Annotated in this window: 21 protein-coding genes; 8 read left to right on the top strand and 13 right to left on the bottom strand. The window is 48.8% G+C overall.

Annotated features, from left to right (window positions below):
- Positions 1 to 383 precede the first annotated feature (383 nt).
- The 6 genes from meaB to H9625_RS04095 form a co-directional block, all read right to left on the bottom strand.
- The gene (gene meaB / locus H9625_RS04120) at positions 384 to 1475 is read right to left on the bottom strand and encodes a methylmalonyl Co-A mutase-associated GTPase MeaB (protein ID WP_013619156.1); all 1092 of its coding nucleotides are present in this window, start codon (positions 1473 to 1475) and stop codon (positions 384 to 386) included.
- A 151-nt stretch (positions 1476 to 1626) separates the two neighbouring features.
- A complete protein-coding gene (locus tag H9625_RS04115) occupies positions 1627 to 2703 on the bottom strand; it encodes a DUF1573 domain-containing protein (protein WP_191763103.1) in 1077 nt (358 codons plus the stop codon).
- Positions 2704 to 2715: 12 nt separating this feature from the next.
- A complete protein-coding gene (locus H9625_RS04110) occupies positions 2716 to 3000 on the bottom strand; it encodes a hypothetical protein (RefSeq protein WP_191763101.1) in 285 nt (94 codons plus the stop codon).
- An 82-nt stretch (positions 3001 to 3082) separates the two neighbouring features.
- A complete protein-coding gene (locus tag H9625_RS04105; protein WP_191763099.1) occupies positions 3083 to 8764 on the bottom strand; it encodes an alpha-2-macroglobulin family protein in 5682 nt (1893 codons plus the stop codon).
- Positions 8765 to 9152: 388 nt separating this feature from the next.
- Positions 9153 to 12032 carry an exo-beta-1,4-galactosidase gene (locus tag H9625_RS04100; RefSeq protein WP_191763097.1) on the bottom strand — a complete coding sequence of 960 codons (2880 nt, stop codon included), beginning with the start codon at positions 12030 to 12032 and terminating at the stop codon, positions 9153 to 9155.
- Positions 12033 to 12052: 20 nt separating this feature from the next.
- The gene (locus H9625_RS04095; RefSeq protein WP_191763095.1) at positions 12053 to 13105 is read right to left on the bottom strand and encodes a DUF2027 domain-containing protein; all 1053 of its coding nucleotides are present in this window, start codon (positions 13103 to 13105) and stop codon (positions 12053 to 12055) included.
- Positions 13106 to 13292: 187 nt separating this feature from the next.
- Here H9625_RS04095 and H9625_RS04090 point away from each other — a divergent pair, with 187 nt between their 5' ends.
- The gene (locus H9625_RS04090) at positions 13293 to 15773 is read left to right on the top strand and encodes an AsmA-like C-terminal region-containing protein (protein ID WP_191763093.1); all 2481 of its coding nucleotides are present in this window, start codon (positions 13293 to 13295) and stop codon (positions 15771 to 15773) included.
- Positions 15774 to 16007: 234 nt separating this feature from the next.
- Here the strand turns inward: H9625_RS04090 and H9625_RS04085 are convergent, their stop codons facing one another.
- Both H9625_RS04085 and H9625_RS04080 read right to left on the bottom strand, forming a co-directional pair.
- Positions 16008 to 16964, bottom strand: a complete 957-nt coding sequence (locus H9625_RS04085; RefSeq protein WP_394354914.1) for a PCMD domain-containing protein — start codon at positions 16962 to 16964, stop codon at positions 16008 to 16010.
- A 109-nt stretch (positions 16965 to 17073) separates the two neighbouring features.
- Positions 17074 to 17574 (bottom strand): SPOR domain-containing protein, encoded by a 501-nt coding sequence (locus tag H9625_RS04080; RefSeq protein WP_191763091.1) that lies wholly within the window; start codon positions 17572 to 17574, stop codon positions 17074 to 17076.
- Between the two features lie 205 nt (positions 17575 to 17779).
- On the opposite strand from H9625_RS04080, the gene H9625_RS04075 reads away from it, so the two are divergent.
- From H9625_RS04075 to H9625_RS04065, 3 genes are all read left to right on the top strand, one after another.
- On the top strand, positions 17780 to 17983 hold the full coding sequence (locus H9625_RS04075) for a YtxH domain-containing protein (RefSeq protein WP_022038740.1): 204 nt from the start codon (positions 17780 to 17782) through the stop codon (positions 17981 to 17983).
- Between the two features lie 76 nt (positions 17984 to 18059).
- Positions 18060 to 18431, top strand: coding sequence for a phage holin family protein (locus tag H9625_RS04070; RefSeq protein WP_022038741.1), 372 nt, complete (start codon positions 18060 to 18062; stop codon positions 18429 to 18431).
- Positions 18428 to 18694, top strand: a complete 267-nt coding sequence (locus H9625_RS04065) for a hypothetical protein (RefSeq protein ID WP_022038742.1) — start codon at positions 18428 to 18430, stop codon at positions 18692 to 18694. Before H9625_RS04070 ends, H9625_RS04065 begins: the two co-directional genes overlap by 4 nt.
- Here the strand turns inward: H9625_RS04065 and H9625_RS04060 are convergent.
- Positions 18691 to 18861: a hypothetical protein gene (locus H9625_RS04060; RefSeq protein WP_158100135.1), complete on the bottom strand. Its 171-nt coding sequence runs from the start codon at positions 18859 to 18861 to the stop codon at positions 18691 to 18693. The two genes, H9625_RS04065 and H9625_RS04060, sit on opposite strands and share 4 nt — an antisense overlap.
- 105 nt (positions 18862 to 18966) lie before the next feature.
- Here H9625_RS04060 and H9625_RS04055 point away from each other — a divergent pair, with 105 nt between their 5' ends.
- Entirely contained in the window at positions 18967 to 19803 is an 837-nt protein-coding gene (locus tag H9625_RS04055; protein ID WP_087208277.1) for an alpha/beta hydrolase family protein, read from the top strand.
- Between the two features lie 130 nt (positions 19804 to 19933).
- Positions 19934 to 20788 (top strand): helix-turn-helix domain-containing protein, encoded by an 855-nt coding sequence (locus H9625_RS04050; protein WP_191763089.1) that lies wholly within the window; start codon positions 19934 to 19936, stop codon positions 20786 to 20788.
- 201 nt (positions 20789 to 20989) lie between these two features.
- On the opposite strand, the gene H9625_RS04045 is transcribed toward H9625_RS04050, so the two are convergent.
- Entirely contained in the window at positions 20990 to 22642 is a 1653-nt protein-coding gene (locus tag H9625_RS04045; RefSeq protein WP_022040132.1) for an AMP-binding protein, read from the bottom strand.
- A 231-nt stretch (positions 22643 to 22873) separates the two neighbouring features.
- A complete protein-coding gene (locus H9625_RS04040) occupies positions 22874 to 23449 on the bottom strand; it encodes a helix-turn-helix domain-containing protein (protein ID WP_013617556.1) in 576 nt (191 codons plus the stop codon).
- Between the two features lie 396 nt (positions 23450 to 23845).
- On the opposite strand from H9625_RS04040, the gene H9625_RS04035 reads away from it, so the two are divergent.
- On the top strand, positions 23846 to 24064 hold the full coding sequence (locus tag H9625_RS04035; RefSeq protein ID WP_191763087.1) for a hypothetical protein: 219 nt from the start codon (positions 23846 to 23848) through the stop codon (positions 24062 to 24064).
- On the opposite strand, the gene H9625_RS04030 is transcribed toward H9625_RS04035, so the two are convergent.
- Positions 24027 to 24122 (bottom strand): smalltalk protein, encoded by a 96-nt coding sequence (locus H9625_RS04030; RefSeq protein ID WP_191763085.1) that lies wholly within the window; start codon positions 24120 to 24122, stop codon positions 24027 to 24029. The genes H9625_RS04035 and H9625_RS04030 overlap by 38 nt on opposite strands.
- Positions 24123 to 24321: 199 nt before the next feature.
- On the bottom strand, positions 24322 to 24810 hold the full coding sequence (locus tag H9625_RS04025) for an HU family DNA-binding protein (protein WP_191763083.1): 489 nt from the start codon (positions 24808 to 24810) through the stop codon (positions 24322 to 24324).
- 879 nt (positions 24811 to 25689) lie between these two features.
- Between H9625_RS04025 and H9625_RS04020 the strand changes: the two genes are divergently transcribed.
- On the top strand, positions 25690 to 26430 hold the full coding sequence (locus tag H9625_RS04020; RefSeq protein WP_191763081.1) for a hypothetical protein: 741 nt from the start codon (positions 25690 to 25692) through the stop codon (positions 26428 to 26430).
- Positions 26431 to 26589: the final 159 nt, after the last annotated feature.

Here is a 26589-nt window from a genome sequence, read left to right as displayed (position 1 = left end):
CGCCCAAAGCACACACGAAAACGGATACATCAAGCCAAGAAAAACTTTTTGGAGAAATTCAAAACAGCTTCTTAGTAGATGTTGAGAATTAGTTTATACTTCTCGCAACATTAATTTGTGCATTCTGTATATGCCATGTAGTAGAGACGATGTGCACATCGTCTCTACAGAAACGGTGCGAAATGTTCAAGGAAATGCACAAATTCATACCGTGCATGGTATATATAATGTGTCAGTTCAGAAACGCGGATTATTTTAATTTACGATTTGACAATTTACTGTCTGCTATTTGAGCATTAAATCGTACTTCGTAAATCGAAAAATAGTAAATCAAAAGAATCTGCGCTAATCTGCGAAAATCTGTGTTTCTGATAATATCACACTTACTTCCCAAAATAAGTATCCAGCAAACGCCGTGCAGCCGAAAACGAGGAGGTCTTGCCCGAAAGCACCTGCTCTTCTTCGTATGCCAAAAGCGAAGATACGGCGGGATTATTGTAGAAGCTATCGCGCAGCTGCTCGTTAATGGATTCGTACATCCAGTATTTTGCCTGCTCGTTACGACGGTGTTCGAAATATCCGTTCGCCTTCACAAATGCAAAGTATTCGTATATCATGTCCCAGATTTCCTTGATGCCAATGCCATAGAAACCGGAATAAGTCAGCACTTTGGGTATCCAGCCGGATTCGGGAGCCGGAAACAGATGCAAGGCATTGCGGAAATGGGCTGCAGCCAACTTCGCCTTTTCAATGTTGTTTCCGTCTGCCTTATTGATGACAATCGCATCTGCCATCTCCATGATTCCACGCTTAATGCCCTGCAGTTCATCTCCCGTTCCGGCAAGCTGGATAAGCAAGAAGAAATCCACCATCGAATGCACTGCTGTCTCGCTCTGCCCTACTCCGACAGTTTCTACAAAGATTTTATCGAAGCCTGCGGCTTCGCAAAGGATAATGGTCTCGCGCGTCTTGCGTGCCACCCCCCCCAACGAACCTGCCGTAGGACTGGGACGGATAAACGAATCGGGATGCACCGAAAGTTTCTCCATACGGGTCTTGTCTCCCAAGATACTTCCTTTCGAACGCTCGCTGCTGGGGTCGATGGCAAGCACCGCAAGCTTGCCTCCTTTCTCCAGGACATGCAACCCGAAAACATCTATCGAAGTACTCTTGCCAGCACCGGGCACACCACTGATACCTATCCGTACGGAGTTGCCCGAAAATGGCAGGCATTTCTCTACCACTTCCTGCGCCAATGCCTGATGCTCGTGCTTGACACTCTCTATCAGGGTAACCGCCTGGCTCAATACCGTAATGTCTCCCTTGAGAATACCTTCTACATACTCGCCTGCCGTAAACTGGCGGCGTTTCGGACGTTTTCTTGCTTTCAGATACGGGTTTATCGTAGCAGGCTGGTCAATGCCCTTGTTTACCGTCAACCCTTTGTATGCTTCATTGTTTTCGGGGTGTTCCATAGTTTTTTTATTTAAGAAGTTAAGAAGTTAAAGGAGTTAAGAAGTTAAAGGAGTTAAGAAGTTAAAGGAGTTAAGCCAATAGAGTCGTAAATGTCAGCAAAAGTATCGGCTTAACTCCTTAACTTCTCTAACTCCTTAACTCCTGATTATATCATAGCAATTTCGCCTTCACCCGGATAGTGACCGAAGGCTTTGCCGGGTCGTTCGTTATCATCAATACACGCGGTGTACCTTTTACCCGCGACAAGTTCTCCGCCAATACCGTAATCTTCAACTTTGTTGATTCGCCAGGCATCAAGATCGTTTTTTTCAGACTTACGGCAAGAGCAATGCTGTTTACCTGCATATCCTGAATCTCCAGATTCGATTTACCGGTATTGGTAATGACAATGTGCTGCGATTTCTTTTGCGTAGGCTTCAAGCCCGCAAACTCCAATTGAGTAGCCGAAAGCGAAAGTTGCGGAGGGTTGTTCTTCTGCTGTGCGGTCATCTTGGAAAAATCGGGAAGCAAAGCGATTGATACAGGTATCTCATTATCTGAACCAACCTTGTCACCGGGGAAACGCGACAAATAGACCGAAGTGCGTGTAATGCCCAATTTCGGCAATTTATCGGTGTCCAGCGTCACCACAATCTTTCCGTTCTTGCCACGTCCCAATACTTCCGGTGTCGCTTTTGCCGACAGATAAGGAGGCAAGTGCATCAATACCGGCGTATAGGTCTTACTGGATGTATTCGCCACCAGAATCGTAAACTCCGGACGTTCTCCCTTATTGACATTCTCAAACTCGATTTCTTCTTGATTCAGGTGCACCGAACCGAATCCGTAAGGATGCGTAAACGAATAGTTCTTGGCATCGGCTGTCACCTCTCCGTTGAACTCCAAATAAACGGGAACAGCACTGGCATTGCAATATACGCCTACTTCCTTATAGAAATGTCCGATGGCTTCGGCATCGAACACTGCGCTAACGGTTCCCTTACCGCCTGCAGGTATGGGATGTTTGGTCCAATCCACCTCAACACATCCGCACGAAGCGGTTACATTCGAAATGACCAACGGTTTGTCACCGGTATTGGTAAACTGGTAAGTAACTGTAGTGGGATTGCGCCAAAGGATGTACCCCAAGTCTTGCTTCTCGCGGTCGAATGTAATTTTCGGCTGGGCGTATGCCGTAAGCGCCACACCAAGCATTATGCTGAATAAAAATAGAATCCGTTTCTTCATCTTTTGCATGTACTAATTTCGAGAGAACAAAGATAAAGAGAAAATCAAAGACAGACAAAAAACCAAGCATCGAAATAAATTTGAAACGCAGATTAACGCGGATTCACGCAAATTATAGAAACTGTTTTGAGAAGCTGTTTTGAATTTCTCCATAAAGTTTTTCTTGGCTTGATGTATTCGTTTTCGTGTGTGCTTTGGGCGATTTTTTGGTCCTTTCCGCTCCTGTTCTTCGTCAGATAGCCCGCTATCTTCCTCATCACAGAAGCGGAAATGCCTCAAAAACTCATCCCAAATCATCGCACGATAAATTCAAAACAGCTTCTGAATTTATCAATCTGCGAAAATCCGCGTTGTTCTGCGTTTCCTTTATCTCATCCTTTTACTTCACCGTCAAGGTCTCGCCTGCGGTATAGCCGCTATACTCGGGAGCGTATGCCGACTGCACCGTAGCACTTCCTGCCTGATACGTTCCGGCACGGTCGATATAGACGGTATATTCCAACTGGTAGGTTCCCTTCTGCATCCGGTCGATAAAGAACGAAGTAGAAGCATCGCGACTTACCCGGTAATAACCGATACCTCCGCTCCAGCTATATCCGGAAAGCTGCTGCTCGGGCTCCATACAGGCGGCACGTTCGTCTTTCACCTGTACGAAGTCCATATCGCGGTCTGCCGAAACAGTCAGACGCACCGTCACCTTATCGCCTACGTGCAGCTCGGCATTGCGTGAAAGGGCTTTTCCGTCCCGATAGAACGTACGCTCGATTTGCAGACCGGTTCCTTTCGAAGGCAATACCTTGTCCATATCCTCCAGGTATTGGGCGTAAACGGCTCCCCATCCCAGTCCTTCACCGGTACGGCTGATACGGATGTCATCTGCCTCGGCATCGGTTCCGGTAAAGGTCTTCCGGGCATAGCCCAAGGCATCCTGCGGAGTCTGCCAGGTAGTCTTGCCTACCGTAGCTTCCATGCTTCCGCCTTCGCCCAGCGTATCGCTTCCCATACACAAGAAAGCATATACGGCATCGGCGGTCGATACGGAGCTTTCCCACACCTGCACCTGCTTCTGCTTCAAGAGCCATTGCTTCATGCCGTTCAGCATACTGGTGTCCGGCGCAATGCGGTAGATGGCTTCCATAGCCGCCACCTGAGCCGGAATCTTATAGCTTCGCCACGAATAGGCAGCTTTCGGCGTATCGAAATACAGGCCCATTTCTTCGGTGCCTACCAGATATTCCTTTATGGACTGTACCAATTCGGATGCCTGACCAGACTTGCCTGCCCCCTGCATCACCAGGGCAATCATTGCTTTCTCACAGATGGAATAGTCTGCCGAACGGTTTTCCAGTTTCGCAATGAAATAATCATTCACCTGTCCGTCGGCATGATTTGCCGCCAGCTTGTCAATAGCACATATATACAGATAATGTACAATCTGCCCGTCAGGCCATACGGTCAGCTCATTCTCCGCTTCCCGGCGTTTCATCTGTTCGTATTCCTGTTGCGCTTCTTTTTTCAAGTAGTCGACAGCACGCACATACATGTTGCCCACGCCTTGGTCCAGCTTCATCTGCATGGCTTGCAGGCGTGCCAGCATCTCGACGATTTGGGTGGTAATATAACGGCTTCCTGTCATTCCCTTGTACCAGCTCCACGAACCGTCAGGCAGTTGCAAGGCTTCCAGTTTACCGATAGCTGTCTGCTGGCGGTTCGACATCGTATTCAGGTCGAAAAGCAAGGCAATACGGCGTTTCTGTTCCGCTTCATCGGTCGCCTCGGCAACCCACGGTGTCTCGGCAAGCAAAAGGTTCTTCAGGTCCTGGTTGCGTTCCAGGTTGCTGAGCAAGGTTTCCTTCCCTGCTCCTTCAGCTTTCCACGTACGGAACACTTCTTCGATGCGCGGATTCGAACGGACGATGTGCGCAGCCAATGCATTGGCATAATATGCCGAAGCCCACGACAAGGCGTCTTCTTCCGAAGGATTTCCCATCACCGGAAGTGCCTGTACGGCATACCAGTCCGGATTGGCGGTCATCTCTACCGTCAGGCGTTTCTCTGTAGCGGTCTTGCTCTGCTTGTTGAACAATTCCTCGGCAGCTACCGATTTTGTTTCGGTTCCGTCCAGTTGTACAGGTACGGTCTCGGTCATCCATTGCTTATCAGTCAGCACCGGTACGTAATGTTGTTCCCCGTCGCTATATTCACCGGCTTCCGCTACGATTTTGCAGACCAGCACATCATAGGTTTCGGGCACTTCGAAAGTGAAATGCACCGTTCCCGTCTCGCCTTCACTTACCGAGAACGATTGCTTATCGTGTGCCACGACCTTTCCTGTAACCGGATCCGACCATTCAATGCGGGCGATTCCGGATACGGTTTCCATTGATAAGTTGACTAGCGAAGCCGCTATCACCGCACGGTCTCCCCTCCGGATAAAGCGCGGCAAGTTGGGCTGCACCATAAAGGGTTTCGAGGTCTGGACCGTATCAACCAACAAACCATAATCCATAGCCCGCGTATGGGCAAAGCCCAAGAAACGCCATTGGGTCAGGGCATCGGGCACGGTAAAGGAGACGCTCACATTGCCCAACGAATCGGTGCGCAAGTTGGGATAGAAGAAAGCCGTCTCGGCAAAATTCTCGCGCAAGGCAGGCATCGGCACTTGTTCCGCGCCCGCACTGCTTCCACTCTTCACATCGGCGATGCTGATTTGTATTTCACCTCCACCTACATCCCCTTTCTTCATTTGGAAAGCGGGAGCCGGTGCAGCCGTAGCATCATATCTTACTTCACGCAAATCAGCTATATCCGCTCCTTCCAATGCACTCAATGGCATTACTTCCATCATTTCTTCCTGAACCGCATTGGCACGACTCAAGAATGTAAATCCTCTCCGGAAACCTCCCAACCACGTAGTATATAGCCTGCTATAGTCTCCATAAAGCAAGTCGAAGCCCTCGCCGGGATAGGTTATCGGGAAATCACCGTACATCCGTAGCCGCTGGAATGCCGAAGCGAAATCGGCACGCACGTACATCGCCCGGCGTGGGAACGAAAGCCCGAAACGCCAGTCGTGCTTACGTAACACGTCCAAAGAAGCATCGTAAAGCGTAGCCATCAGGTTGGCTTCCGCCGGCATCCCCGAAGGACGGACGATGTGCAGCGTCCAAGTCTCTTGTCCGCCCGGTTGCAGGCGGTCGCGGAATGTTTCCCATTTCATCATCAACCGCTTATCGGGCACGGGACGAGTCAGGAGCGACTGGTTGGTATACAGGTTTCCTTTGCGCATAAAGGTGAATGCTACGGTCACCGCATCGCCATACGCCTCACGATAAGGGAAGCCGAACGCCTTGAGTTCCTTATCCAGCGTCACTTGCCGGGATTCGATACGCCGTTGTCCATCGTATACATCAATGAAAAGGCATACCCCTTCCTCGTTCGTTCCGATATAGAACGTGGGCGGCTCCTGGCTTCCGAAGCTATCGCCGTCTTGATAAAACCAGGCGGTTTCTTCTACCGGCGAGGTGCGGTCTGTCTTAGAGAAGAGCACGAAATCCTGCTCTGCCGTACAAGGACGGCCCTTTTCATCTTGTGCCGAGACTTCCATGCGGTACCTGCCCGAAGGCAATGCCCACACGCCCGAAGGCACAAACGATTGCATCGACTCTGCCTTGCCTTCGTAGCGCAAAGCACCTTTCTTGCCCTCCTTGTCCAAGGCATATACCTTGTATGCCACTTCCACCTGCACGGACTGTCCGTTCAGGTTCATCGCCTGCACCTGGATGCGTTCCTGCTTTTCGCGCATCACATTTGCGTTCAATCCCTTCAGTTGCAAGCCGAGGGTCTGCTCGCCGGCAGGCAAAGCCAGTTCGCCCTGACGGGTCTCTCCGGCACCGTCGGTCACATCCGCCGATACCTTATAGATATAATAGGTATGCTCCGCCTCGTAATCGGGTTCTGTCAGCCTGGCACAGATATAAAACTTGCCATCGGCATCGGTCTGCGTTTCGCCCGAAAGCAATTCTTCCGTTGCTCCTTGCCAGCGGAACCACGACATTTCGGTACGGACAACACGATATTTCACCCGGGCATTGCGCACCGGAGCACCGGCATACGTCTTTGCCTCAGCCGATACCCGCACCGAATCGCCCATCGTATAGGCTTCCTTATAAGGGTCGAACCGTACCTCGAAAGTAGGCCGTTTGTACTCGTCTACCTGAATCACCACCGACCGGTCATAACCTGACAGGTAATACTGCCCCGGAAGCAAATTATCGGGCAAAGCAAACTCGTGCGAGAAGACCCCGAACTCATCGGTCCACACATCGGCTTCGCCCACATTTTGAGACCCCCGATAGAGCCTCAGCTTATCCTTGGCATACGAAGCCGCACGGATGGAGTCGCCATCCTGCTCGTACACCACACCCGATACATGCACCGTCTGTCCGGGACGGTACAAAGAGCGGTCGGTAAACAGGTCGGCTTGTTTCTTCCAACCAACCGAAGCCGCTCCCACCACACTATCGATTGCACTCAACCGGGTGATAGCCATAAAGTCGTGCCCGGGCGTACGCACATTGTAATAAGCACTGGTCCGTTTCGGCACTTCAAACGCCGTCCGCCCCTGCGCATCCGTCCGGTGCACGTTCCACAAGGCATAGTCTGCCTTCGCATCGTAGATATTCAGCTGGTAGGTCACTATCTCCGCACCCGGAACAGGACGTCCTGTCAGGCGGTCGACGGCAATAAACTCACGTTGCCTGCCCTGTACCGGAAGCTCGATGGCTTGGTAGGGCGAGACAAACATCACCGCCGAAGCGATGCCTTTTTCCACTCCTTTCGGGATTTGCTTCAGCATATAGATGCCCTCGCCGGGCAATGTATAGCGCAACACGGTATCGCGCCGCTGGTAATCCTCCGTGGCGCGGAGGGCATAGAAGCGGGTGGAAACCTTCGTACCGTATTGCTTGAGCAAGGCATCGCGGTCGGTCTCTTCGCGGAACTGGAGCTGTGCCGCCGTGGGTGCAAGGTTCAGGCGATAGAGTTCGAGCGTAACGCCTTCGATATTGGCATACGTCACGTTCGCATCGGTTTCGTAGTTCGGATAAAGGAAAGGGATATCCACGTTCAGCATCGGACGGGTGATGTAGTCTATCTGCCCCTGCAAGTCCTTTGCCCATTCGCCCTTGGAGTACTTCGCCAGCCCTTCGCGAGCCGTCTCCACGGCTTCTTTCAAGCGGTTGGCATCGCGGTAAGCCACCACCAGCTTCACGTATGCATCCGCACATGCAGGCTGGCCGGCATACGTGTCAATCAACCCGTGCAGGCTGGCAATAAGCTCATCATCCGTGAGGCGGTACGGTTTAAAATTGTCCATCCTCCGTTTCTGGAACCAGAGTTTCGCCACTTCGGTGAACAGGGCTGCCTCCCGGTTCTGTGCTTGCTTATAATAATCTATCAGCCCGTCATACAGTTCCATGCAAGCTTTCGCCTTGGGCAGGTGCGCCGGACTATACAGGGTGGACATCTGCTGGATAGCCGTACGGGTGAGCAAGTCCAGCATATTGTCGCCGAAATACCGTTCGCTTTGCTTGCCCGATTCGGTCATCGGGCGGAACTCTTTGGCTGAAGTGCGTCCCAGCACCTCCTTGGGAGCCACCGAAGCACGGAAATAAGCGATAGCCGCCTCCATGCTGTCCGGTTCGTTTGCCATCATCCAAGAGCCCACAATGCTATGCAACACGGCACGCCCTACGGTATCTTTTTCCTCCTCCGCCCATTGCCTCAACGCCGCATATTCCACTTCGGCGCTATCGGGCGTAAGCGAAACCTGCTGGGAAGCCCGCACCAAGTGCGCCTTCATCAGCTGAGGCAGGTTGCGTTCTTCCTTCGCTTTTGCATAAATCTTCCCTGCCGTAGCGATGACCGACTTAGGCAGGTCTTTCTTCTGATACATTTCCACTTCTTTCCATAGCTGGTCGTAGCTCTGTGCCAGCACCGGAAAGGGCAGCATGCCGATGAATATCACCATCAGCACCTGCAATAGTCTGTTCGTCTCCATATGGTTTTCGTTTGGTTTTTCTAAAGTAACGAAATATTCCCCAAACTCCTGCATCAGTATCCATTAAAATAAACAAAAAACGGAAGAAAAAGCCCATAGGCACCCTTCTCCCGTCTGCTTGCGTAAGGAATATCGTCTGCAAAAATCCAACCAACTATATGCGTCCGGACACGCAAACATTATCTCAGCTAGTTTTATTGCAATGAAACAAAAGTTTCAGTGCACTGAAACCAGCGATGAAAGGGCATGTGTTGCGCAACGGAACAAACCACCCCTCTGAAGGGAGCCGATTACAGCACACGGATGACACAGGCAAATGCCGTGTCATCCGTGTATTAACCTGCGTGCCATGCTGATTTATCCGGCAGCAGTTCTTGGCAAAAGCGTTTTATTTTCTGAAATCGAACATCAGGTTCAAGTGCAAGCCTTCGTCTCCACTCTTGATGCGGATATTGCCCGGCTGGCTGTTCGGTCCCTGCTGTTCGATAGGCTTGAACGACCATATTGCCGGAATATCCAGCAAGAACGAAATGTCACCTTCAGGGAAAGCAGGCATAATCTTCTTTTTCCTGCCTGCTTCTGCCGGCGTAAAGATGCGGTAGAAAATACCATCGTTACGCGAATAGACCGTAAACGGTGTCGTATCGCTCTCCAGCGTTGCCCAATACATATTGGCATGGAATCCCTTAAACTCCGGATAAACCAGGTTTTCATAACTCTCGCCGGTCACGGTATTGTTGTAATCCTTGTGCCAGATGTCGTAATTGGTGCCCGGTATGCGGTTCTTCCATACGCGGTACGGGCCACGTCCCATCCATTTCATGCCTGTGCATTGCGTCTCAGGGTAAGAGAAGGTCAAGCCCAGGTTGTACACTTTGGTATCCATAAAGGCATCATCGAAACCACCTCCTCCCGAAGCACGGTTCAGCAGGATAGCATCCATATAAAGCAAGCCCTGATCGGTGAGGCGCCATACGATAGAATCTACACCACCTTTATACTTGGCACAGAACACGGCACCATCGGCGGCACGACGCACATAGCTCTCCGCCGCCTCGAAACGCATCTTCATACCCACTGCTACCGGACCGTCTTTGAAAGGTATCTCCTTATCGCCCGAAAGCACACGGGTAATCATACCCGTCGCAGCATCGAAGGTGACGCTTACCTGCTCGCTCCGCAAAGTAAACGCATTATCTTCTTTCACCGCCTCGGCAGGGCGAACGGCTTGCAAGGTCATCGGTGTAGAAGCAAGGTGACGCTCGAAATAGGGTTTTGCAAAATGAATGGGATAAGTCCAGGTACACATGCTATGTCCATCCTTATCAAAAGCCTCCAGCTTCAGGACATCTCCTTCACGAAAAGCATCGGGAAGCGCAAAGCGTGCCTTACCTGTTTCGCCGGGATTGAGTGAAGGAAGCTGTACATCACCACTTGCCAGCACAACGGAAGCCCCACCTCCCTGCAAAGGAGTAGGACAAGCCAGCACACTGTATGTCATCCGGCATTCCTTCAGATTGGTATAGGTGTATTCGTTGGTCAGGAAAAACGACCCGTCGAAATGCGGCGTAATCATCAGCGGTTTCAACTGAATGGGAGACCATTGTGCCCGGATGGCATAAAAGCTTCCTTCTTTCTCACGGCGCGGTCCCACAATACCATCCGGCGCATTGGAGCCATCCGAATCCAGAATGCCACCCTTATCGGTACGCTTGGGAGCCTCATCACTGAACACCCAGATAAAACCTCCGGCAAACAACGGATTGGTGCACCAGCGGTCCCAAAAGTCACGCAAGCCAGCCCCACCTCCCTGGTCGTACATGGCATGCATGAACTCGGTGGGCATAAACACTTTATAACCGTTGGTAAAGCGTCCTACTCCGGTCAGGTAAGCCGGATAATGGTGCGTATCCAAATCGTTGAAGTCTGCCCACGGATGAATGACGTGACGCTTCTGGAAGGGGTCGTGCTTGGCAAACTCACCATCATTGTTCACGTTCCATCCGCCCTCATTACCGTTGCTCCATATAACGATGGAAGGATGATTCACATCGCGCTCTACCATTTCCTTTATCAGTTTGGCACCGATTTTCGTATCATAATGCCCGTGCCAGCCGGAAAGCTCGTCAATGTAGACCAATCCAAGCGAATCACACATATCCAGGAAGTGTTCATCGGGCGGATAGTGCGAACGCACGGCATTCATGTTCATCTCCTTAATCAACAAAGCATCCTGACGGCTCATATCGGCACTGGTGGTACGTCCGCCGTCTACCGAAAACGAATGACGGTTGACACCTTTCACTACCAGCCGCGTACCGTTCAGGTAAAGCCCGTCTTGTGGAAAAAACTCTACGGTACGGAAACCTACACGCTCCTCGCGTGTCTGCACCACTTTGCCGGCAGGGTCTTTCAGTTCCATGTGTGCCACGTAAAGATTAGGTGCCTCGGTAGACCACGTCTTAACATTTGCCCACGCACCTTCCACCTGCTGCTCGGTGCCTGCACCGGAAATGCGGAACGTAAGCTGTTCTTTTCCATCGGCCGTCAACAAGGGCTTCCCATCTTTCAATCCCCGCATAGAAACGGTCCATTCGTAACCTGAAGCATCAGCACTCATCCGCAACGAAGCCCGGAAAGTTCCGTCGGCCTGTGCATCCAAGACATAATGGTCGACCGACACGGCAGGCAGAACTTCCAGCCATACCGGACGGTAAATGCCTCCGTACAGCCACCAGTCGGCACGGCGTTCGGCTGCATTGACCGACTTGTCCGCCGATTCTTTCGCCACCTTGACTTCCAGGGTATTCTTTTTGCCCGGTTTCAGAAGTCCGGTTATATCATAGCTGAACCGATAGAAAGCTCCTTGGTGGATGTCCCCGGCAGACTGACCGTTGATTTTCACCTCGGCATCGGTCATCACCCCATCAAAAAACAGTTTGACCCGTTCGCCTTCTTTCCACTTCGGCGCCTTGAACTGATAACGGTAAGTACCGGTCTCCTCACTAGGCTTAGCACCCTTGATGGTATAAAAACGTCCGTAAGTATAGTTGCCAAAACCCTGTAATTCCCAACACGAAGGCACTTCAATCGATTTCCATTTCCCTGAATTCTGTCCTTCTGAACAAAAGAATTCCCACGTACGGGTATCATCAACTCCTGTCCCCGACAGGTAAATGCGTTCGGGATGAGGAGCCTGAGCCTGCAATGCCATGCCGCCACACAGGCAGCAGGCAAAGAAAGCTTGTCGAAAAATGTTGTTTCTCATGCTAGCTTTTATATTACTTGTTAATGAATGGTCACCATCGTTGCCCCGAATCCGTATTCGCGGAACGAAGCGTCCTGGCTGGAGTAGTTCTTATATTTGCGCTTCAACTCATCCAAGATGGCACGGCGCAACACGCCATCTCCTTTACCGTGGATAAAGACGATGCGCTGCCCTTTCTTGTTCTTGTATTCGTTCAGTGTCTTGTGAAACACATCCAACTGGTAGTTCAGCATCTCGCTATTGCTCATTCCGTTCGTATCATCCAGCAACTCATGGATATGCAAGTCAACTTCCACAATGTCGTTCTTCACCTTGGGCTGGTGCATTTTCGGTACCTTTGGCTGGTCGGGCACGGTTTTCTGCAACAAAGCTTCCCGGATGTCATCGGCCGAAACAAAGACCTGCTTTACGGATTCATCATCACGCACGACATCATACATCAAGGCCGGTTCGGCAAAGAAATCGGTCTGCTGGAATGTATGAAGCTTGTAGAATTTCACGGTATCGACACGCAACTCCATCGATACGGCATTTTTCAGCAGGAAAGTACGGTCGTCTTTATATGCCAACAACTGTACAGCCACATGTTCCATGCCGTTCAGTGCAGACTTATCAAATTCTTCCAGATGCTGTTTCATATTGGGAGCCACCGTACCCCGGCTTCGTAACGTCCAGCTCTTGCCTTCGGCGGACAGATACAGGTAATCGATGAAATAATTGCTGTCGTTTACCAGATAGGCATCAAAGGCCGTTGCCGAGATTGCCTTTACATCCTGTGGCACGTATGCCAGATATACATTCAGCACATCATTCCCTTTTATTTCAGGTGCCCGGTAAGTAATGGGTTTTTCCTCTTCTTCAGGCTCCTCTTCCACCTCCGGAGCTCCCTGCTTCTTACCGGTCTTCAACGGGATATTATAATCATCAGTCTGTATCACCACGCATTCTTTTACCAGCATCGGTATCTCGAATCCGTCTTCATCCTCTACCAAGGCTATGTCTTTACCTTGAAAACCTTTCACGATTCCGCCTCCTACTTCGCTCAGGAAACGTACTTTATCTCCTATTTTCATATCGCTTGTCTTTTTTTATGAATTGTCACACAAAGGTAGAAAAATTATTCATTCGATTAACAATTCACATACTTTTGCCCCTATTTTTACGTTTTCTTTACTTGCAAATTCGATTTTTTCTTGATAACTTGCCTTTGATTTTTCAACCCAAACTTTATGCTAATATATAATCAATAAGGAGGCAATTATGAAAAAAGTATTGAAAATCGCAGGCATCACACTAGGCGTGCTCCTGATTCTGATTTTGGTTCTTCCATTTGCTTTTCAAGGAAAAATAGAAAAACTTGTCAAGCAAGAAGGCAACAAAATGCTGAATGCACAATTCGACTTCAGTGCATTGGACATCAGTCTGATACGCAATTTCCCGTCGGCTTCAATCACCCTGGAAGACTTCTGGCTGAAAGGAGCGGGCGAATTTCAAAACGATACGCTGATTCAGGCGGGCGAGCTGACCGCAGCCGTCAACCTGTTTTCACTCTTCGGAAACAGCGGATACGATATATCCAAAATCATCATCGAAGATACCAAAGTGAAAGCCATCGTCCTGGAGAACGGACACCCCAACTGGGACGTAATGAAGCCTTCTGCCGACACAACCGATACGGAAGAAACCCCAACCGAAAGCGCACCGATACGCATCAAGCTGCAAAAACTTTCGATAAAAGACCTTTCCGTAAGCTACGATGACCGGCAGGGAGGCATGTATGCAGCCATCAACCACCTGAATGCCACATGTTCGGGCGATTTCGGTAGCGAACGTACCACGGTAGACCTGAGTATGGAAACTCCTTCGCTCACCTACCGCACCGGAGGCATCCCCTTCCTGAACAAAGCACGGCTGGAAGCCGATATGAATGTAGATGCCGATTTTGCCAACAACAAGTATACGCTGAAAGACAATACCATCAGCCTGAACGCCATTCAAGTAAACATTGACGGATGGGCAGCCATGCAAAAGAACGGTATCGGCATGGACATGAAACTGAATACAAACGAAGTGGGATTCAAGGAACTGCTTTCGCTTATCCCTGCCATCTATGCCAAAGACTTCCAAGACCTGAAAACGGACGGCAAAGCAAGTCTTACGGCATTTGCCAAAGGTATCCTGGGACAAGACCAAGTACCGCAGTTTGAAGTCGCGCTGGACGTAAAAGACGGAATGTTCCGCTATCCTTCCCTGCCTGCCGGTGTGGAAAACATAAACATCGCCGCCAATGTGAAGAATGCAGGGGGAAACATCGATGCAACGGAAATAACAGTCAGCCCCTTCGATTTCGTATTGGCTGGTAATCCGTTCAGCCTGAAAGCCTCGGTAAAAACACCGATGAGCGACCCAGACCTGCAAGCCTCAGCCCAAGGGACACTCGACCTGGGCAAGATAAAGGAAGTCTATCCACTGGAAGATATGACCCTGAACGGCACCATTCAAGCCGACATGAACCTTGCCGGAAAACTTTCGTACATCGAAAAAGAACAATACGACCAGATGAAAGCGGCAGGCAGCATCCGGCTGAACAACATGAAGCTGAACCTACAGGATATGCCGGCCATTGACATCCAACGTTCTACCTTCAGCTTCTCGCCCCGCTACCTGCAACTGAGCGAAACAACCATCAACATCGGACAGAACGACCTGACCGTAGACAGCCGCTTCGAAAACTACCTGGGATATGCATTGAAAGGCTCCACATTGAAAGGAAACCTCAACATCAGCAGCAACCACATTCATGTAAACGACTTCATCAGCAGCGATACAACAACCGTACAGGTCCCGGAAACCCATGATAGCACAACCGTTTCCTCTTCGGAAGCCGGCGTTATCCGTATTCCGGAAAACATCGACTTCACCATGCAGGCAAACCTGAAAGAAGTTTTGTTCGACAAGATGAAACTGGAAACGGTAAACGGTGTACTGACCGTAAAAAACGGTACCGTTGACATGCGTAACCTTTCTTTCAACACCATGGGAGGAAGCATTACGGCAAACGGTGCCTACTCAGCCCCCAAAGGAGTACAACCGCACCTGAACGCCGGATTCGACATGAAAGGCATCGGATTCGCCCAAGCATACGAAGAACTGGGACTGGTACAACAACTGGCACCTATCTTTTCCGGACTGAAAGGCAACTTCTCGGGCAACTTGAAAATAAACACGCCACTTGATGAGAAAATGAGTCCGGTCATGCAACAAGTACAAGGCAGCGGAAGCCTGTCGACCAAAGACCTGAGCCTGAGCGATGTGAAATTTATCAACCAGGTAGCCGACATCGTAAAGAAACCCTCGATGAAAGATATTCAAGTGAAAGACCTGAACCTCGATTTCGAGATAGCCGACGGAAGAGTCACCACCCAGCCATTCGATTTAAAACTGGGTGATTATACCATGAACCTTTCCGGCTCTACCGGACTGGACCAGACCATCGACTACACCGGCAAGATAACCTTGCCTTCAGGAGGTATCGGCTCGAAACTGGGAACCGTAGACATGACCATCGGCGGAACCTTTACCTCGCCCAAAGTAGGCATCGACATGGCGAGCCTTGCCAAAAACGCTGCAGAACAAGCCTTAAAAGGACTGGTAAAAGGAAATGACGAAAACGGTGAAGAAACAAAAGAAAAAGAATCGGTCATCGACAAGGCACTCAACCTGTTCAAGAAAAAGAAATAAGACCAGGCACAAAGCCTGAAACGGCAAAAGCCGATGCGCATCCCTGCGTATCGGCTTTTCCGAATTACTAATTTAAGTAAAATGCACGACAGGAACGCTTTCCCGTCTTTTTTGATAGAGATATTATCGAAGGGGATTTCTATTCCCTTCTTTCTTATAACACTTCCGGGACTGAAATTGTTTTCAACCATATAAAAAAAATATGAATTGGCATTTTGCGGACATTCATTTATCTTAATACACCAGACAAACGTTATCCACCCACAGTGTATTGCCCGGCGAACCGACAAAGGCACCGCCCAGACTGGACGTAAACTGCAGAATGAGATGAGTAGGTGTTTCATCGGCATCCGCCCATCCGTTTTCCTGAATCAAGACACTCTCACCCTTGCTATTGCGTGCATGATAATTGCCCACACCCAGTTTCATCAGTTCGGCATCGTAATAAGAAGTATGCGATATATCTCCGTAATGAATATCATAAGTCGCCTTGTTGCGCCAGCCTTCAGTCTGCTGATAACGGATAACCGCCGTACCGATACGCTTGGCTATGATATTGCCCTCGGCATCCTCGGTGCGCTTCTGAAGCAAGCAGGTCATAATGGCACAGTCTTGCCCCGGAACAGTGCTTTTCCGGCTGAATCCCGTCTGACGGATGCGGTTCGGCTCACCCGACATTTTTACCTTGTAATCGTAACGGACAGCTTTGGGACGGGAATTAAAACGCACTCCCATATTCAAGGCTTTCTCACCTTCCTTCGTTCCGGTGATAGGTTCTTTCATATCGCCCAGAAACAAGGAACCGGAAGCCAGCACCGTGATATTCACCACTCCCAAAACCTTGACACTTTCGATATGCGTTTCCAGACGGGCACAATAGCCCCCTTCCCTCTGTTCGGGATAAACACTGGTATTGGTCTTGACAATCCCCATCACCTTTGCCATAACATTGGAATTTCCCCACGGCGAACCTCCCTGGTTCACATACGGGGTATTCCCATCCAGTTCTTTCACAGGCCCTACTTCATAAAGCAGTTTCGTATCGCCGCCAATAATACCCGATTCGTGAATCTTGCGCGTAATCCACTGGTCCATATCACCATATTTCAGAGGAACGACTTTCTCCTGCGCATTCATAAAAAGAGGAAATGCCATCGCCAGCACTCCGAACATCCATTTCATCTTTCTCATGTATTATTCTACCTTATTTTAATTTGCGGGCAAAGTTACAAAAAAAAGCGATAGCCAAAAGGCTACCGCTCTAAATCTGAATTATCGGATATTATTTCCGGTCTATTTACTATTTGGCATAAAGCAGCCACGCACCCTGGAAATCCTTGCGGTCGGGATACTTGGCTTTAAAAGCGTCGCGGGCAGCCGAAGCCTCTTCGTGTGTATCATAAGAAGCCACAATGACGCGGTACATATTCTTTTCAGCATTATATACCACCTTGGCATTATACCCTTCGCCATCCATCTGCCCTTTCAGACCGTCGGCGTTTGCCTTGATACCGAAACTTCCGCATACCACACTGTATGCCTTCAGCCCGTCACCCGAAACCAGTTCTACCTTTTCTTCACGGACCGGTGCCGTAGTCACAGGGGCAGGAGTTGTAGGAGCAGGAGTAACAGGAGCTATCGGAGCAACTGTCTCCGCCGGAGCCTCACTGGTTGCGGCTTCTGCCAATTCTTGTTGTTTCGCTTTTTCATAAGCCTTTTTATAAGCACTTTCGCTTGACTTACAGGATGAGAATGCCAAAGCTACACACAATCCCATTCCCAATACAACAACTTTCTTCATTTGTCTTGAATTTATAAATTTAACTTTTCCGTTTCTTCTCGTTTTATTTTTTGCAAAAGTAGCAATATCTCCCTAGTCTTGCTATTAAAATCTGTTAATAATGCAAGATATTATGGGATTTGTCAAATATTTCGTCCAAAAATGATGCATTATAATCAGAATTTTCTTAGATTTGTAAGCGTAATAACTAAAAAAACGTTTTGATATGAAAGCATTGAATGTAGTAGCTGCATTCTTGGGTGGGATTGCCATTGGTGCAGCAGCAGGTATTTTATTTGCTCCGGAAAAGGGTACCGACACACGTAACAAAATAGCTGAGCTTTTGCGTAAAAAAGGTATCCGTCTGAACCGTGAAGAAATGGATGATTTGGTTGACCAAATCGCATCAGAAGTAAAAGATGCCGACTAATCATGAGCATGAACTTCAAGAGGGTGTGGTAAAAGGAAAATTTTAGCACACCCTCTTTTTTAAACCTCCAGAAACTATGTTTGCTAACGACAAAAGCATTGACAACCTGCAAGACCTCTTCAAGGAATTCAGGAAATACCTTGAACTGCAAGGACAATACCTCCGGCTGGAAGCGATAGAAAAACTCACCATCCTGCTCTCTACACTGATTCTGATTTTCATCCTGGTGACCGTAGGAGTGATGGCCCTTTTCTATTTCTCGTTCATGCTGGTATATGTACTTGCCACCGCCGTGGGAAGCCTGATAGCGGGCTACGCCATTGTAGGCATCCTGCTGATTGCGATAGCCCTGCTCATCTATCGCTTCCGCGTACCACTTATCTTCCAGCCGATGGTCAATTTCCTGGCACGGCTATTTTTGGATGACACAAAGAAAACAGAACCATGAACAATCTACCACCGAACCACTATACCCTGGAAATGATCCGCCAGCAACGGATAGATAAAAAAAAGGAAATCCTCCAGTCAAAAGAACAGATGCTCCACCTTGCCCATCAACTCTTTGCCCCGCCACAAAGCAAAAACAAATTTGAAGGGATGATGCAACATGTCAACATGGGCATCGCCGCCTACGACGGACTGATGACAGGCATCAAAGTATTACGCCGCGTACGTGCTTTCTTCGGAAGTGGCAAAAGAAAAAGATACTAAGAAGCTGTTTTGAATTTCTCCAAAAAGTTTTTCTTGGCTTGATGTATCTGTTTTCGTGTGTGCTTTGGGCGATTTTTTGGTCCTTTTCGCTCCTGTTCTTCGTCAGATAGCCCGCTATCTTCCTCATCACAGAAGCGAAAATGCCTCAAAAACTCATCCCAAATCATCGCACGATAAATTCAAAACAGCTTCTAAGAGCCTGTTTAAATTTATCCGCAAAATGCCAATAGGATGAAGGTGAAATGCATTCATCCATAAATTCTAAAGACAATATGAAACTGAAAAAACTATTCTTTACACTTGCCCTCATGCTGGGCTGCATCAGCGCATCGGCACAAACCGACTCTACTTTCTACATCAAAGGACCGATGGGACGGCTGGCGGCACGCCTGCAGCTCCCCGCACTCCAACAAGGAGAAAAATGCCCGATGGTCATACTCTGCCACGGATTTACCGCCAATATGCAAGGACCCTTGTTCGACACCATCAGCGACAAACTGACAGAAGCCGGAATCGGCGTAGTGCGTTTCGACTTCAACGGACATGGAGCAAGTGAAGGGGATTTCATCAATATGACCGTCCCCAATGAAATAGACGATGCACTGGCCGTCATAGCCTTTACACGCAACCTGCCGCAAACCGCCAGCATCTCCCTGCTGGGACATTCGCAAGGAGGGGTGGTTTCGGCAATGACCGCAGGACGACTGGGCAAATATGCCATCCGGAGCGTAGTACTGATGGCACCTGCCGCCGTATTGCGCGATGATGCCCTGCGGGGCAACACAATGGGAGTCGTATACGACCCCTGGCACGCCCCTGAATACATCACCATGCCTTCAGGACACAAACTGGGAAGAAACTACATCCAGACCGCCCTCGAACTGCCGATATATGAAACGGCAAGCCGGTACGACGGCCCTGTACTTGTGATACACGGAATGGACGACCGGATAGTACCTTACACTTACGGAGAAAGATTCCACCAGACCATGAAGAAAAGCGAAATGACCCTGATACCGGGAGAAAACCACGGATTCGGCGCCAACTTGCCATATGCCACCTCTGTAGCTTCTTCGTGGCTGATAAAAAAATTGAAAGACGGAAAATAAGAACCCGGCACCACTTGGTGCCGGCTTAACTTCTGCAAAGTTCTTTTAAAGTTCGGAAAAGCAGACGAAGCACATTTGGAACTGAAGCATAAAAAATCTATATTTGCTTGCTAATATTAAGAAGGAAATAATGAAACGAGTAAGTTCACTAACCGCTATACCCGCCGAAACCCACTTCATAGCAGGCATTGATGTAATCGGTAATCTTAAGAAACTTTTCGAAACTCCAGAGCAGATATCAGGGTGCCTGATATTGCTTTGTATAAGAGGAAAATGCAAAATCACCATCCACCTGACCCAATACGAACTGAAAAAGAATACGATAGCCGTAATCTATCCCAACCAGTTCGTACAGATAACAGAGGATACACCCGATTGCCGGTTCGCCTTTGTCGGATTCTCCTCCACACTGATACAGCACCCTTTCCTGTTTTCCAACACAATACAGTATGCCCCCTCTATTCTGGAAGAACCGGTCATCAGCTTGTCTCCTGAAATGGCAGACCTGTTCGGCGATTATTTCAAAGTACTGATAAAGGCAAAAAGGCTGGGCAATGTGCTGATAAGGGAAGAACAGCTTCCGCTGATTCTGACCGGACTGATTATTGAATTGGGAAATATCAACAGGCAAGAACCACTGGCAAAAAACACCCAGCATTATACACGCAGCCAGGAAATCGTGAAAGAACTGATACGTGTCGTAGTAGAAAACTACAAGACCGAACGGAACATCTCGTTCTATGCCGACAAAATGCATCTTTCGCCCCAACACCTGAGCACTACCATCAAAAAAACAACAGGAAGGACGCTCACCGACATCATCTCGGCATTCGTCATCAAGGATGCACAAGCCAAACTACGCTCCACCGAACTGACCATACAGGAGATTGCCTATTCGCTGAACTTTCCCGACATCTCTTTCTTCGGGAAATACTTCAAGCGCTATACCGGAGTATCGCCCAAACAATACCGCAATATGAGGTAGGGGACTTACTAGGTGACTAGGGACTTATTAGGTGACTAGGTGACTAGGGACTAGGTGACTAGGTTTCAGATACCATTGGGTCACCTAGTACCTAGTACCTAGTACCTAGTTCCCTAGTCACCTAGTACCTAGTCACCTAGTTCCCTAGTCACCTAGTACCTAGTCACCTAGTTCCCTAGTCACCTAGTACCTAGTCAAAAACTAAACCACCTCAATCCCCTGCTCCGCGCAAAGCTTGAGGCTCAGTTCTTTCAGCTTGAACTTCTGTATCTTTCCGCTTCCCGTCATGGGGAACTCCTTGACGAAGAAGATATACTTCGGTATCTTGTAGCGGGCAATCTTGCCCTCGCAGAACTCGCGCACGTCGAACTCGTTCATCGTGCAGCCCTCGTGCAGGATGATGAAGGCACCTACCGCCTCGCCGTATTTCTTCGACGGCACACCTGCCACCTGCACATCCTTGATGCCCGGCATCTGGTAGAGGAACTCCTCTATCTCGCGCGGATAAATGTTCTCGCCCCCACGGATTATCATGTCCTTGATGCGCCCCGTGATGCGGTAATTTCCGTGCTCGTCCTTCACGCCCAAGTCGCCCGAGTGCAGGAAACCGTTCCGGTCTATCACCTCGGCGGTGGCTTGCGGGTTCTTGTAATACCCCTTCATGTTGTTGTAGCCCCGGTTGCACATCTCGCCCTGCACGCCTACGGGACATTCCTCGCCTGTCTCGGGGTCGATAACCTTCACCTCGGTAAATTCGAAGTCACGCCCCACGGTGTTGAAGCGCACCTCGGCAGGGTCGTCTATGCGGCTATGCGTCATGCCCGGCGAAGTTTCGGTCAGCCCGTACACGCTGGTCACCTTCATATACATCTTCTCCTCCACCTGCTTCATCAGCTCCACGGGGCAGAGCGAGCCTGCCATGATGCCCGTACGCAGGCACGAAAGGTCGAACATGTCAAACATCGGGTGGTTCAACTCGGCGATGAACATCGTAGGCACACCGTAAAGCGCCGTACAGCGTTCCTTATGGACGGATGCCAGCACCACCAGCGGGTCGAAACGTTCCACCATCACCTCCGTACAGCCGTGGGTGAGGCAATTCATCGTGGCAAGCACCACGCCGAAACAATGGAACAGGGGCACACATACACACAGCTTGTCGTCTTGGGTAAACTTCATGTGCTCGCCCGTCAGGAAACCGTTGTTGGCAATGTTGTAATGCGTCAGCATCACGCCCTTGGGGAATCCCGTGGTACCCGACGTATATTGCATGTTCACCGTGTCGTGGCAGTTCACTTTCTTCTTGGCTTCCGCCAGCACATCATCCTCGATGTTGTTCCCCAGGAGCAAGATTTCCGCCGTATTATACATCCCGCGGTATTTCTCCTGCCCGATATAGATAACGTTGCGCATGTAAGGGAAGCGTTTGCTCTTCATGTGCCCGCGCTCGAAAGTCTTCAGTTCGGGCAGCATCTTGTAGGTCATCTCCACAAAATTGCTGTCCCGCTCACCGTCTACGATGCAGAGGGTGTGCATGTCCGAGTTCTCGCACAGGTATTCCAGTTCCGCCTGCTTGTAGTTGGTGTTCACCGTAACGGCTACGGCACCTATCTTGGCACAAGCATAGAGGAAGGTCAGCCAGTCGGGCACATTTTTCGCCCAAATGCCCACATGTGTGCCATGGGTCACCCCGATGGCAAGCAGCCCCTTTGCCATGTTGTCCACACGGCGGTTGAACTGGCTCCACGTAAAGCGCAGGTTGCGGTCGGAATAAACCAAGTATTCTTTGTCCGGCGACACGGCAGCCCAGTGTTCCAGCCAGTCGCCCAATGTCCGTTCTGAAAGTTGAATCATAATATTTAAGTTTTCACCACAGATTACACAGATTAAAAATAATCGATTCATTCACCACAGAGGACACAGATTTAATTAATAATGAATAACGGCGGATGTTTCCGTTGCCAATTATTAATTGTTAATTATTAATTGCCAATTATTAATTGTTAATTATTAATTGTTAATTATTAATTGTTAATTATTAATTGATAAAATCTGTGTAATCTGTGGTGAAACATACATCCACCGTCAAACCGGTGTATAAATCACCGCCAGAATCTGTGCCGCCTGTCCTTCGAAGGCATGCACGTGATGCGGCACGATGGAGTCGTAATAAATCGTGTCCCCCTCTTCCAGCAGGTAAGTATATTTCCCGTAATTGATTTCGAGCGTTCCTTTCAGCACCATGATGAACTCCTCCCCTTCGTGTGCCGACAGGGTAAAGGCATCGTTGTTCGCATCGATGTCGATGATGAACGGTTCCATGTGGCGGTCCGCCTTGCTGCGCGAGAGCGAATGATAGTGCATGTGCTGGCGTGCGTCGACGGCATTGTTCGAAAAGCTGATGGTGTCGTCCGCTTCTCCGCGGCGGCACACCACGGGGCCGTCTTCTTCCGACTGGTCGTCAAGGAAAGTCCCCAGCCGTACACCCAGTGCGCGCGCTATCTTCAGCAGCGGGGCAAGCGAGGGGATGTCAATGTTGTTTTCTATGCGTTCAATCTGTCCGGCGGTAAGCCCTGTACGTTCCGCCAGTTCATCGATGCTGATTTCCTTGGCGGTGCGCAAATCCTTTATTTTTTCTCCGATAATGTTCGTGCGGTCCATAGTACGAATATTTTTATAAATTATACCGCCGACAAAGATAATAAAGTTTTCTTAATTGACAATGAACTGACATGCTAATGTGCCAATGTGTCAGTAATAATGAGATAATGTGCCAATAAATTATGAGATAATGTGCCAATAAATTATGAGATAATGTGCCAATAAATTATGAGATAACAAGGGTATTCTACTATTAAAAATCGGCGCGCATCCCTGCGCACCGATTCTGATTACTAAATAAAAAGTCATTGTCGGTCTGTATATTAAAGAGACACTTCTCTTTTTGATGGAACAATGATTTTACATTTTTGGGAATCTTTTTTTGTTGACACAAAATAATATGTATAATTGAATAGTGCAAATAAAAATAAGAAGCTGTTTTGAATTTATCGTGCGATGATTTGGGATGAGTTTTTGAGGCATTTTCGCTTCTGTGATGAGGAAGATAGCGGGCTATCTGACGAAGAACAGGAGCGGAAAGGACCAAAAAATCGCCCAAAGCACACACGAAAACGAACACATCAAGCCAAGAAAAACTTTTTGGAGAAATTCAAAACAGCTTCTAAGATTTTTATCATCAAATGCACGAGGTCACGCCCAGCGTGGTCCCGATAGCGGTGAGAATGGTGATAAGGGTCTGAATCACGATGCCCCAGATGTTTTTCTTTTCCATAGCTTTTAAGTTTTTGAGTTTGTTAGTTTTTGAGTTTGTGAGTTTGTGAGTTTTTTTGAAACGCAGATTTTCGCAGATTAACACAGATTCTTTGATTTACTATTTTTCGATTTACGAAGTACGATTTAATGTCAAAAATAGTAGATAGTAAATTGTCAAATCGTAAATTGAAAAATCTGTGTAATCTGTGGTGAAAAAGTTACACGCCCGGTTCCGAAGCAGCAGGTTTGCGTTTCGCCGCTTCCAGGTCTACGGTAGCCTCGCCGGCTTTCTCCGCCTTGAGCGTAGCTGCCTGCGCCGCGCGGCTTGCTACGGGATTGAACTGCGCACGGCTGATGAGGTCGGCAAAGTCCGAACCGGGAGTGAAAATCACGTTGATGCCCGTGATGTTCGCCGCGGTGAAGTCCGCCAGCGAATCCGCGGCCTTCGACGAAAGCGAAATCCAGAAGTCGCCCAGCGCGCCCAGCTGCACCTTGTTGCCGTTGAGCAGCATCTCCACCAGGCACTCGCACATGTCGAGCACCACGCCCTGCACCGTGCCGCGCGAGAACACCCCGTTGTGGTCGGCAATGTGCTTCACAAACTTGTCGAAGGTCATCGACTCTTTCATCTGGGCACGTGCGTATGCCTTTTCCGGAGCTTCTTCGTCCATGGGGTTTCCAGTTAAGTAAACAGAATAGTCAATCATAGTAGTTTAGTTTTTAAGTTTTTAAGTTTTTAAGGTGACAAGGTACTGTTTTAGGTGACTAGTTAACTAGGTGACCAGGTACTAGGTTCTGAATAGTTTTACTAATGGTATCTAAAAACTAGTCAACTAGTACCTGGTCAACTAGTCACCTAGTATCTAAAACCTTGTCACCTTGTTAACTTGTTACCTGTATGCTGCAAAGGTACGCAATCTTTTCCACCCGGCAATGGATTTGAAAACGGTTGGTGTGAAAATCTGTTAATAGTATTCTGTTTTACTCCGTATGTAGCTGTAAATGAACAAATAAAGGAATCAAAAAAAATAATATATCATACAAGTCCATATTTTCGATGCCATAGATAAACAAGTAATTGTCATTTGTCATTGTCACGATACATTGTTATCGCCGAAGGCAGTGACGAATGACAAATGACAAAATGACAATTAACTTTTTTCGTAATCGCTTTGAAAGGAAAGAAAATGACAATATATAGTATATTATATATAATATATATATTATATATAATATAAATTTTAATACTCTCTTTTTTTACTCCAAAAAAACGGCTTCTTGCTAATTGTCATTTGTCATTTGTCATTGTCATGCCCGTATTATGATGCACTTATAATGAATGAGGAACGCATATATATGCGTATGCCGGCGGATATAGCTGCGCCGCGCCGGGCAAATATGAGCCTCCGCACGGGCGCGCGCGGACTTCTTCTGTCTGCCCTTGTGTCCCCCTAAATATACATGTTAAATCGTTGATTGCAACAACTTTTTCATTATAAATTCTTGTTTTTTCAAAATATTTGATTTATATTTGTAACTATCATACAAGTAAAACGAACAAACCGTTAACTTTAAAACGACAATATATGAAAAAGCAAATGAAGAACATGCCGGCAGGTCAGGAGGATGCCGAAGAAGAGCAGAAAGCTCCGAAAGCCGGAGACATATTAAACGAACAAGATGCCTTCCTCCTGAAAAACAGCCGGAACATCATCGAGGGGCTGGGCAGGCACCTGATAGAAGAGCGCCGCCTGAAAGAGCAAGCCCTGCTGGAAAGCGACCGCCACAAGCAGCGGGCGGACGACATGGCGGAAGAAGCCAAGCAGGCACATGCGGACGCCAGACGGAAAGACGAGATAATCAACCGGAAAGATGAGGAAATCAGCCGGATGCGCGCCGAGAGCGAGCGCAAGGACGCTGCCCATGCCGAAGAAATCAGCCGGATGCGTGCCGAAAACCTTGCCATCCGCAAAGCCGCGGTCACCTACCTGCACGAAACTTCCACCGCCCGTAACGGAAAAAACACCTCCACACCCCACGCTATCCCCGAAATACTGAATACTCCCAAAGCCCGCTCCCTGCTCGGGAAACTGAGAGAAGGGCAAATCCTTGACGAACACTGGCAACCCCTCGGGCTCTCGAACGCCGAAAGGGGAATCGTGGCGCAATACATCTCCGGACAGCTGGGCATCGCCGCACAATGGCAGACGTTCGGCTCCTTGTGGAACATGAAGCCCGAAACGCTGCGCCGTGCCGCGGCAAAAGCCCTTGACCAACGGAAAACGCTCGACTTCCAAGAATTGCTGAAAGACCTGCTGAGGGCGTAAGCATCAATGTGGCAATGTGATAATGTGCGAATGTGTCAATGTGCGAATGTGTCAATGTGATAATGTGATAATGTGCGAATGTGTCAATGTGCGAATGTGGCAATGTGATAATGTGGCAATGTGGAATGTGATAATGTGCCAATGTGAAATGAAGTAATT

Origin of the sequence: Phocaeicola intestinalis (genome assembly GCF_014837065.1) — a bacterium.
In the GTDB taxonomy this organism is placed as follows: Bacteria; Bacteroidota; Bacteroidia; order Bacteroidales; family Bacteroidaceae; genus Phocaeicola; species Phocaeicola intestinalis.
This window is presented reverse-complemented; position numbering and strand designations above follow the sequence as displayed.

Bases quoted from the DNA above. Each gene is read 5' to 3' on its own strand.
- H9625_RS04065 (WP_022038742.1), top strand. From the start codon at position 18,428: ATGAACAATCTACCACCGAACCACTATACCCTGGAAATGATCCGCCAG.
- H9625_RS04070 (WP_022038741.1), top strand. From the start codon at position 18,060: ATGTTTGCTAACGACAAAAGCATTGACAACCTGCAAGACCTCTTCAAG.
- H9625_RS04090 (WP_191763093.1), top strand. From the start codon at position 13,293: ATGAAAAAAGTATTGAAAATCGCAGGCATCACACTAGGCGTGCTCCTG.
- H9625_RS04025 (WP_191763083.1), bottom strand. From the start codon at position 24,810: ATGATTGACTATTCTGTTTACTTAACTGGAAACCCCATGGACGAAGAA.
- H9625_RS04110 (WP_191763101.1), bottom strand. From the start codon at position 3,000: ATGATTTGGGATGAGTTTTTGAGGCATTTCCGCTTCTGTGATGAGGAA.
- H9625_RS04075 (WP_022038740.1), top strand. From the start codon at position 17,780: ATGAAAGCATTGAATGTAGTAGCTGCATTCTTGGGTGGGATTGCCATT.
- meaB (WP_013619156.1), bottom strand. From the start codon at position 1,475: ATGGAACACCCCGAAAACAATGAAGCATACAAAGGGTTGACGGTAAAC.
- H9625_RS04085 (WP_394354914.1), bottom strand. From the start codon at position 16,964: ATGAGAAAGATGAAATGGATGTTCGGAGTGCTGGCGATGGCATTTCCT.
- H9625_RS04045 (WP_022040132.1), bottom strand. From the start codon at position 22,642: ATGATTCAACTTTCAGAACGGACATTGGGCGACTGGCTGGAACACTGG.
- H9625_RS04060 (WP_158100135.1), bottom strand. From the start codon at position 18,861: ATGATTTGGGATGAGTTTTTGAGGCATTTTCGCTTCTGTGATGAGGAA.
- H9625_RS04055 (WP_087208277.1), top strand. From the start codon at position 18,967: ATGAAACTGAAAAAACTATTCTTTACACTTGCCCTCATGCTGGGCTGC.
- H9625_RS04035 (WP_191763087.1), top strand. From the start codon at position 23,846: ATGATTTGGGATGAGTTTTTGAGGCATTTTCGCTTCTGTGATGAGGAA.
- H9625_RS04030 (WP_191763085.1), bottom strand. From the start codon at position 24,122: ATGGAAAAGAAAAACATCTGGGGCATCGTGATTCAGACCCTTATCACC.
- H9625_RS04080 (WP_191763091.1), bottom strand. From the start codon at position 17,574: ATGAAGAAAGTTGTTGTATTGGGAATGGGATTGTGTGTAGCTTTGGCA.
- H9625_RS04020 (WP_191763081.1), top strand. From the start codon at position 25,690: ATGAAAAAGCAAATGAAGAACATGCCGGCAGGTCAGGAGGATGCCGAA.
- H9625_RS04105 (WP_191763099.1), bottom strand. From the start codon at position 8,764: ATGGAGACGAACAGACTATTGCAGGTGCTGATGGTGATATTCATCGGC.
- H9625_RS04050 (WP_191763089.1), top strand. From the start codon at position 19,934: ATGAAACGAGTAAGTTCACTAACCGCTATACCCGCCGAAACCCACTTC.
- H9625_RS04095 (WP_191763095.1), bottom strand. From the start codon at position 13,105: ATGAAAATAGGAGATAAAGTACGTTTCCTGAGCGAAGTAGGAGGCGGA.
- H9625_RS04040 (WP_013617556.1), bottom strand. From the start codon at position 23,449: ATGGACCGCACGAACATTATCGGAGAAAAAATAAAGGATTTGCGCACC.
- H9625_RS04115 (WP_191763103.1), bottom strand. From the start codon at position 2,703: ATGAAGAAACGGATTCTATTTTTATTCAGCATAATGCTTGGTGTGGCG.
- H9625_RS04100 (WP_191763097.1), bottom strand. From the start codon at position 12,032: ATGAGAAACAACATTTTTCGACAAGCTTTCTTTGCCTGCTGCCTGTGT.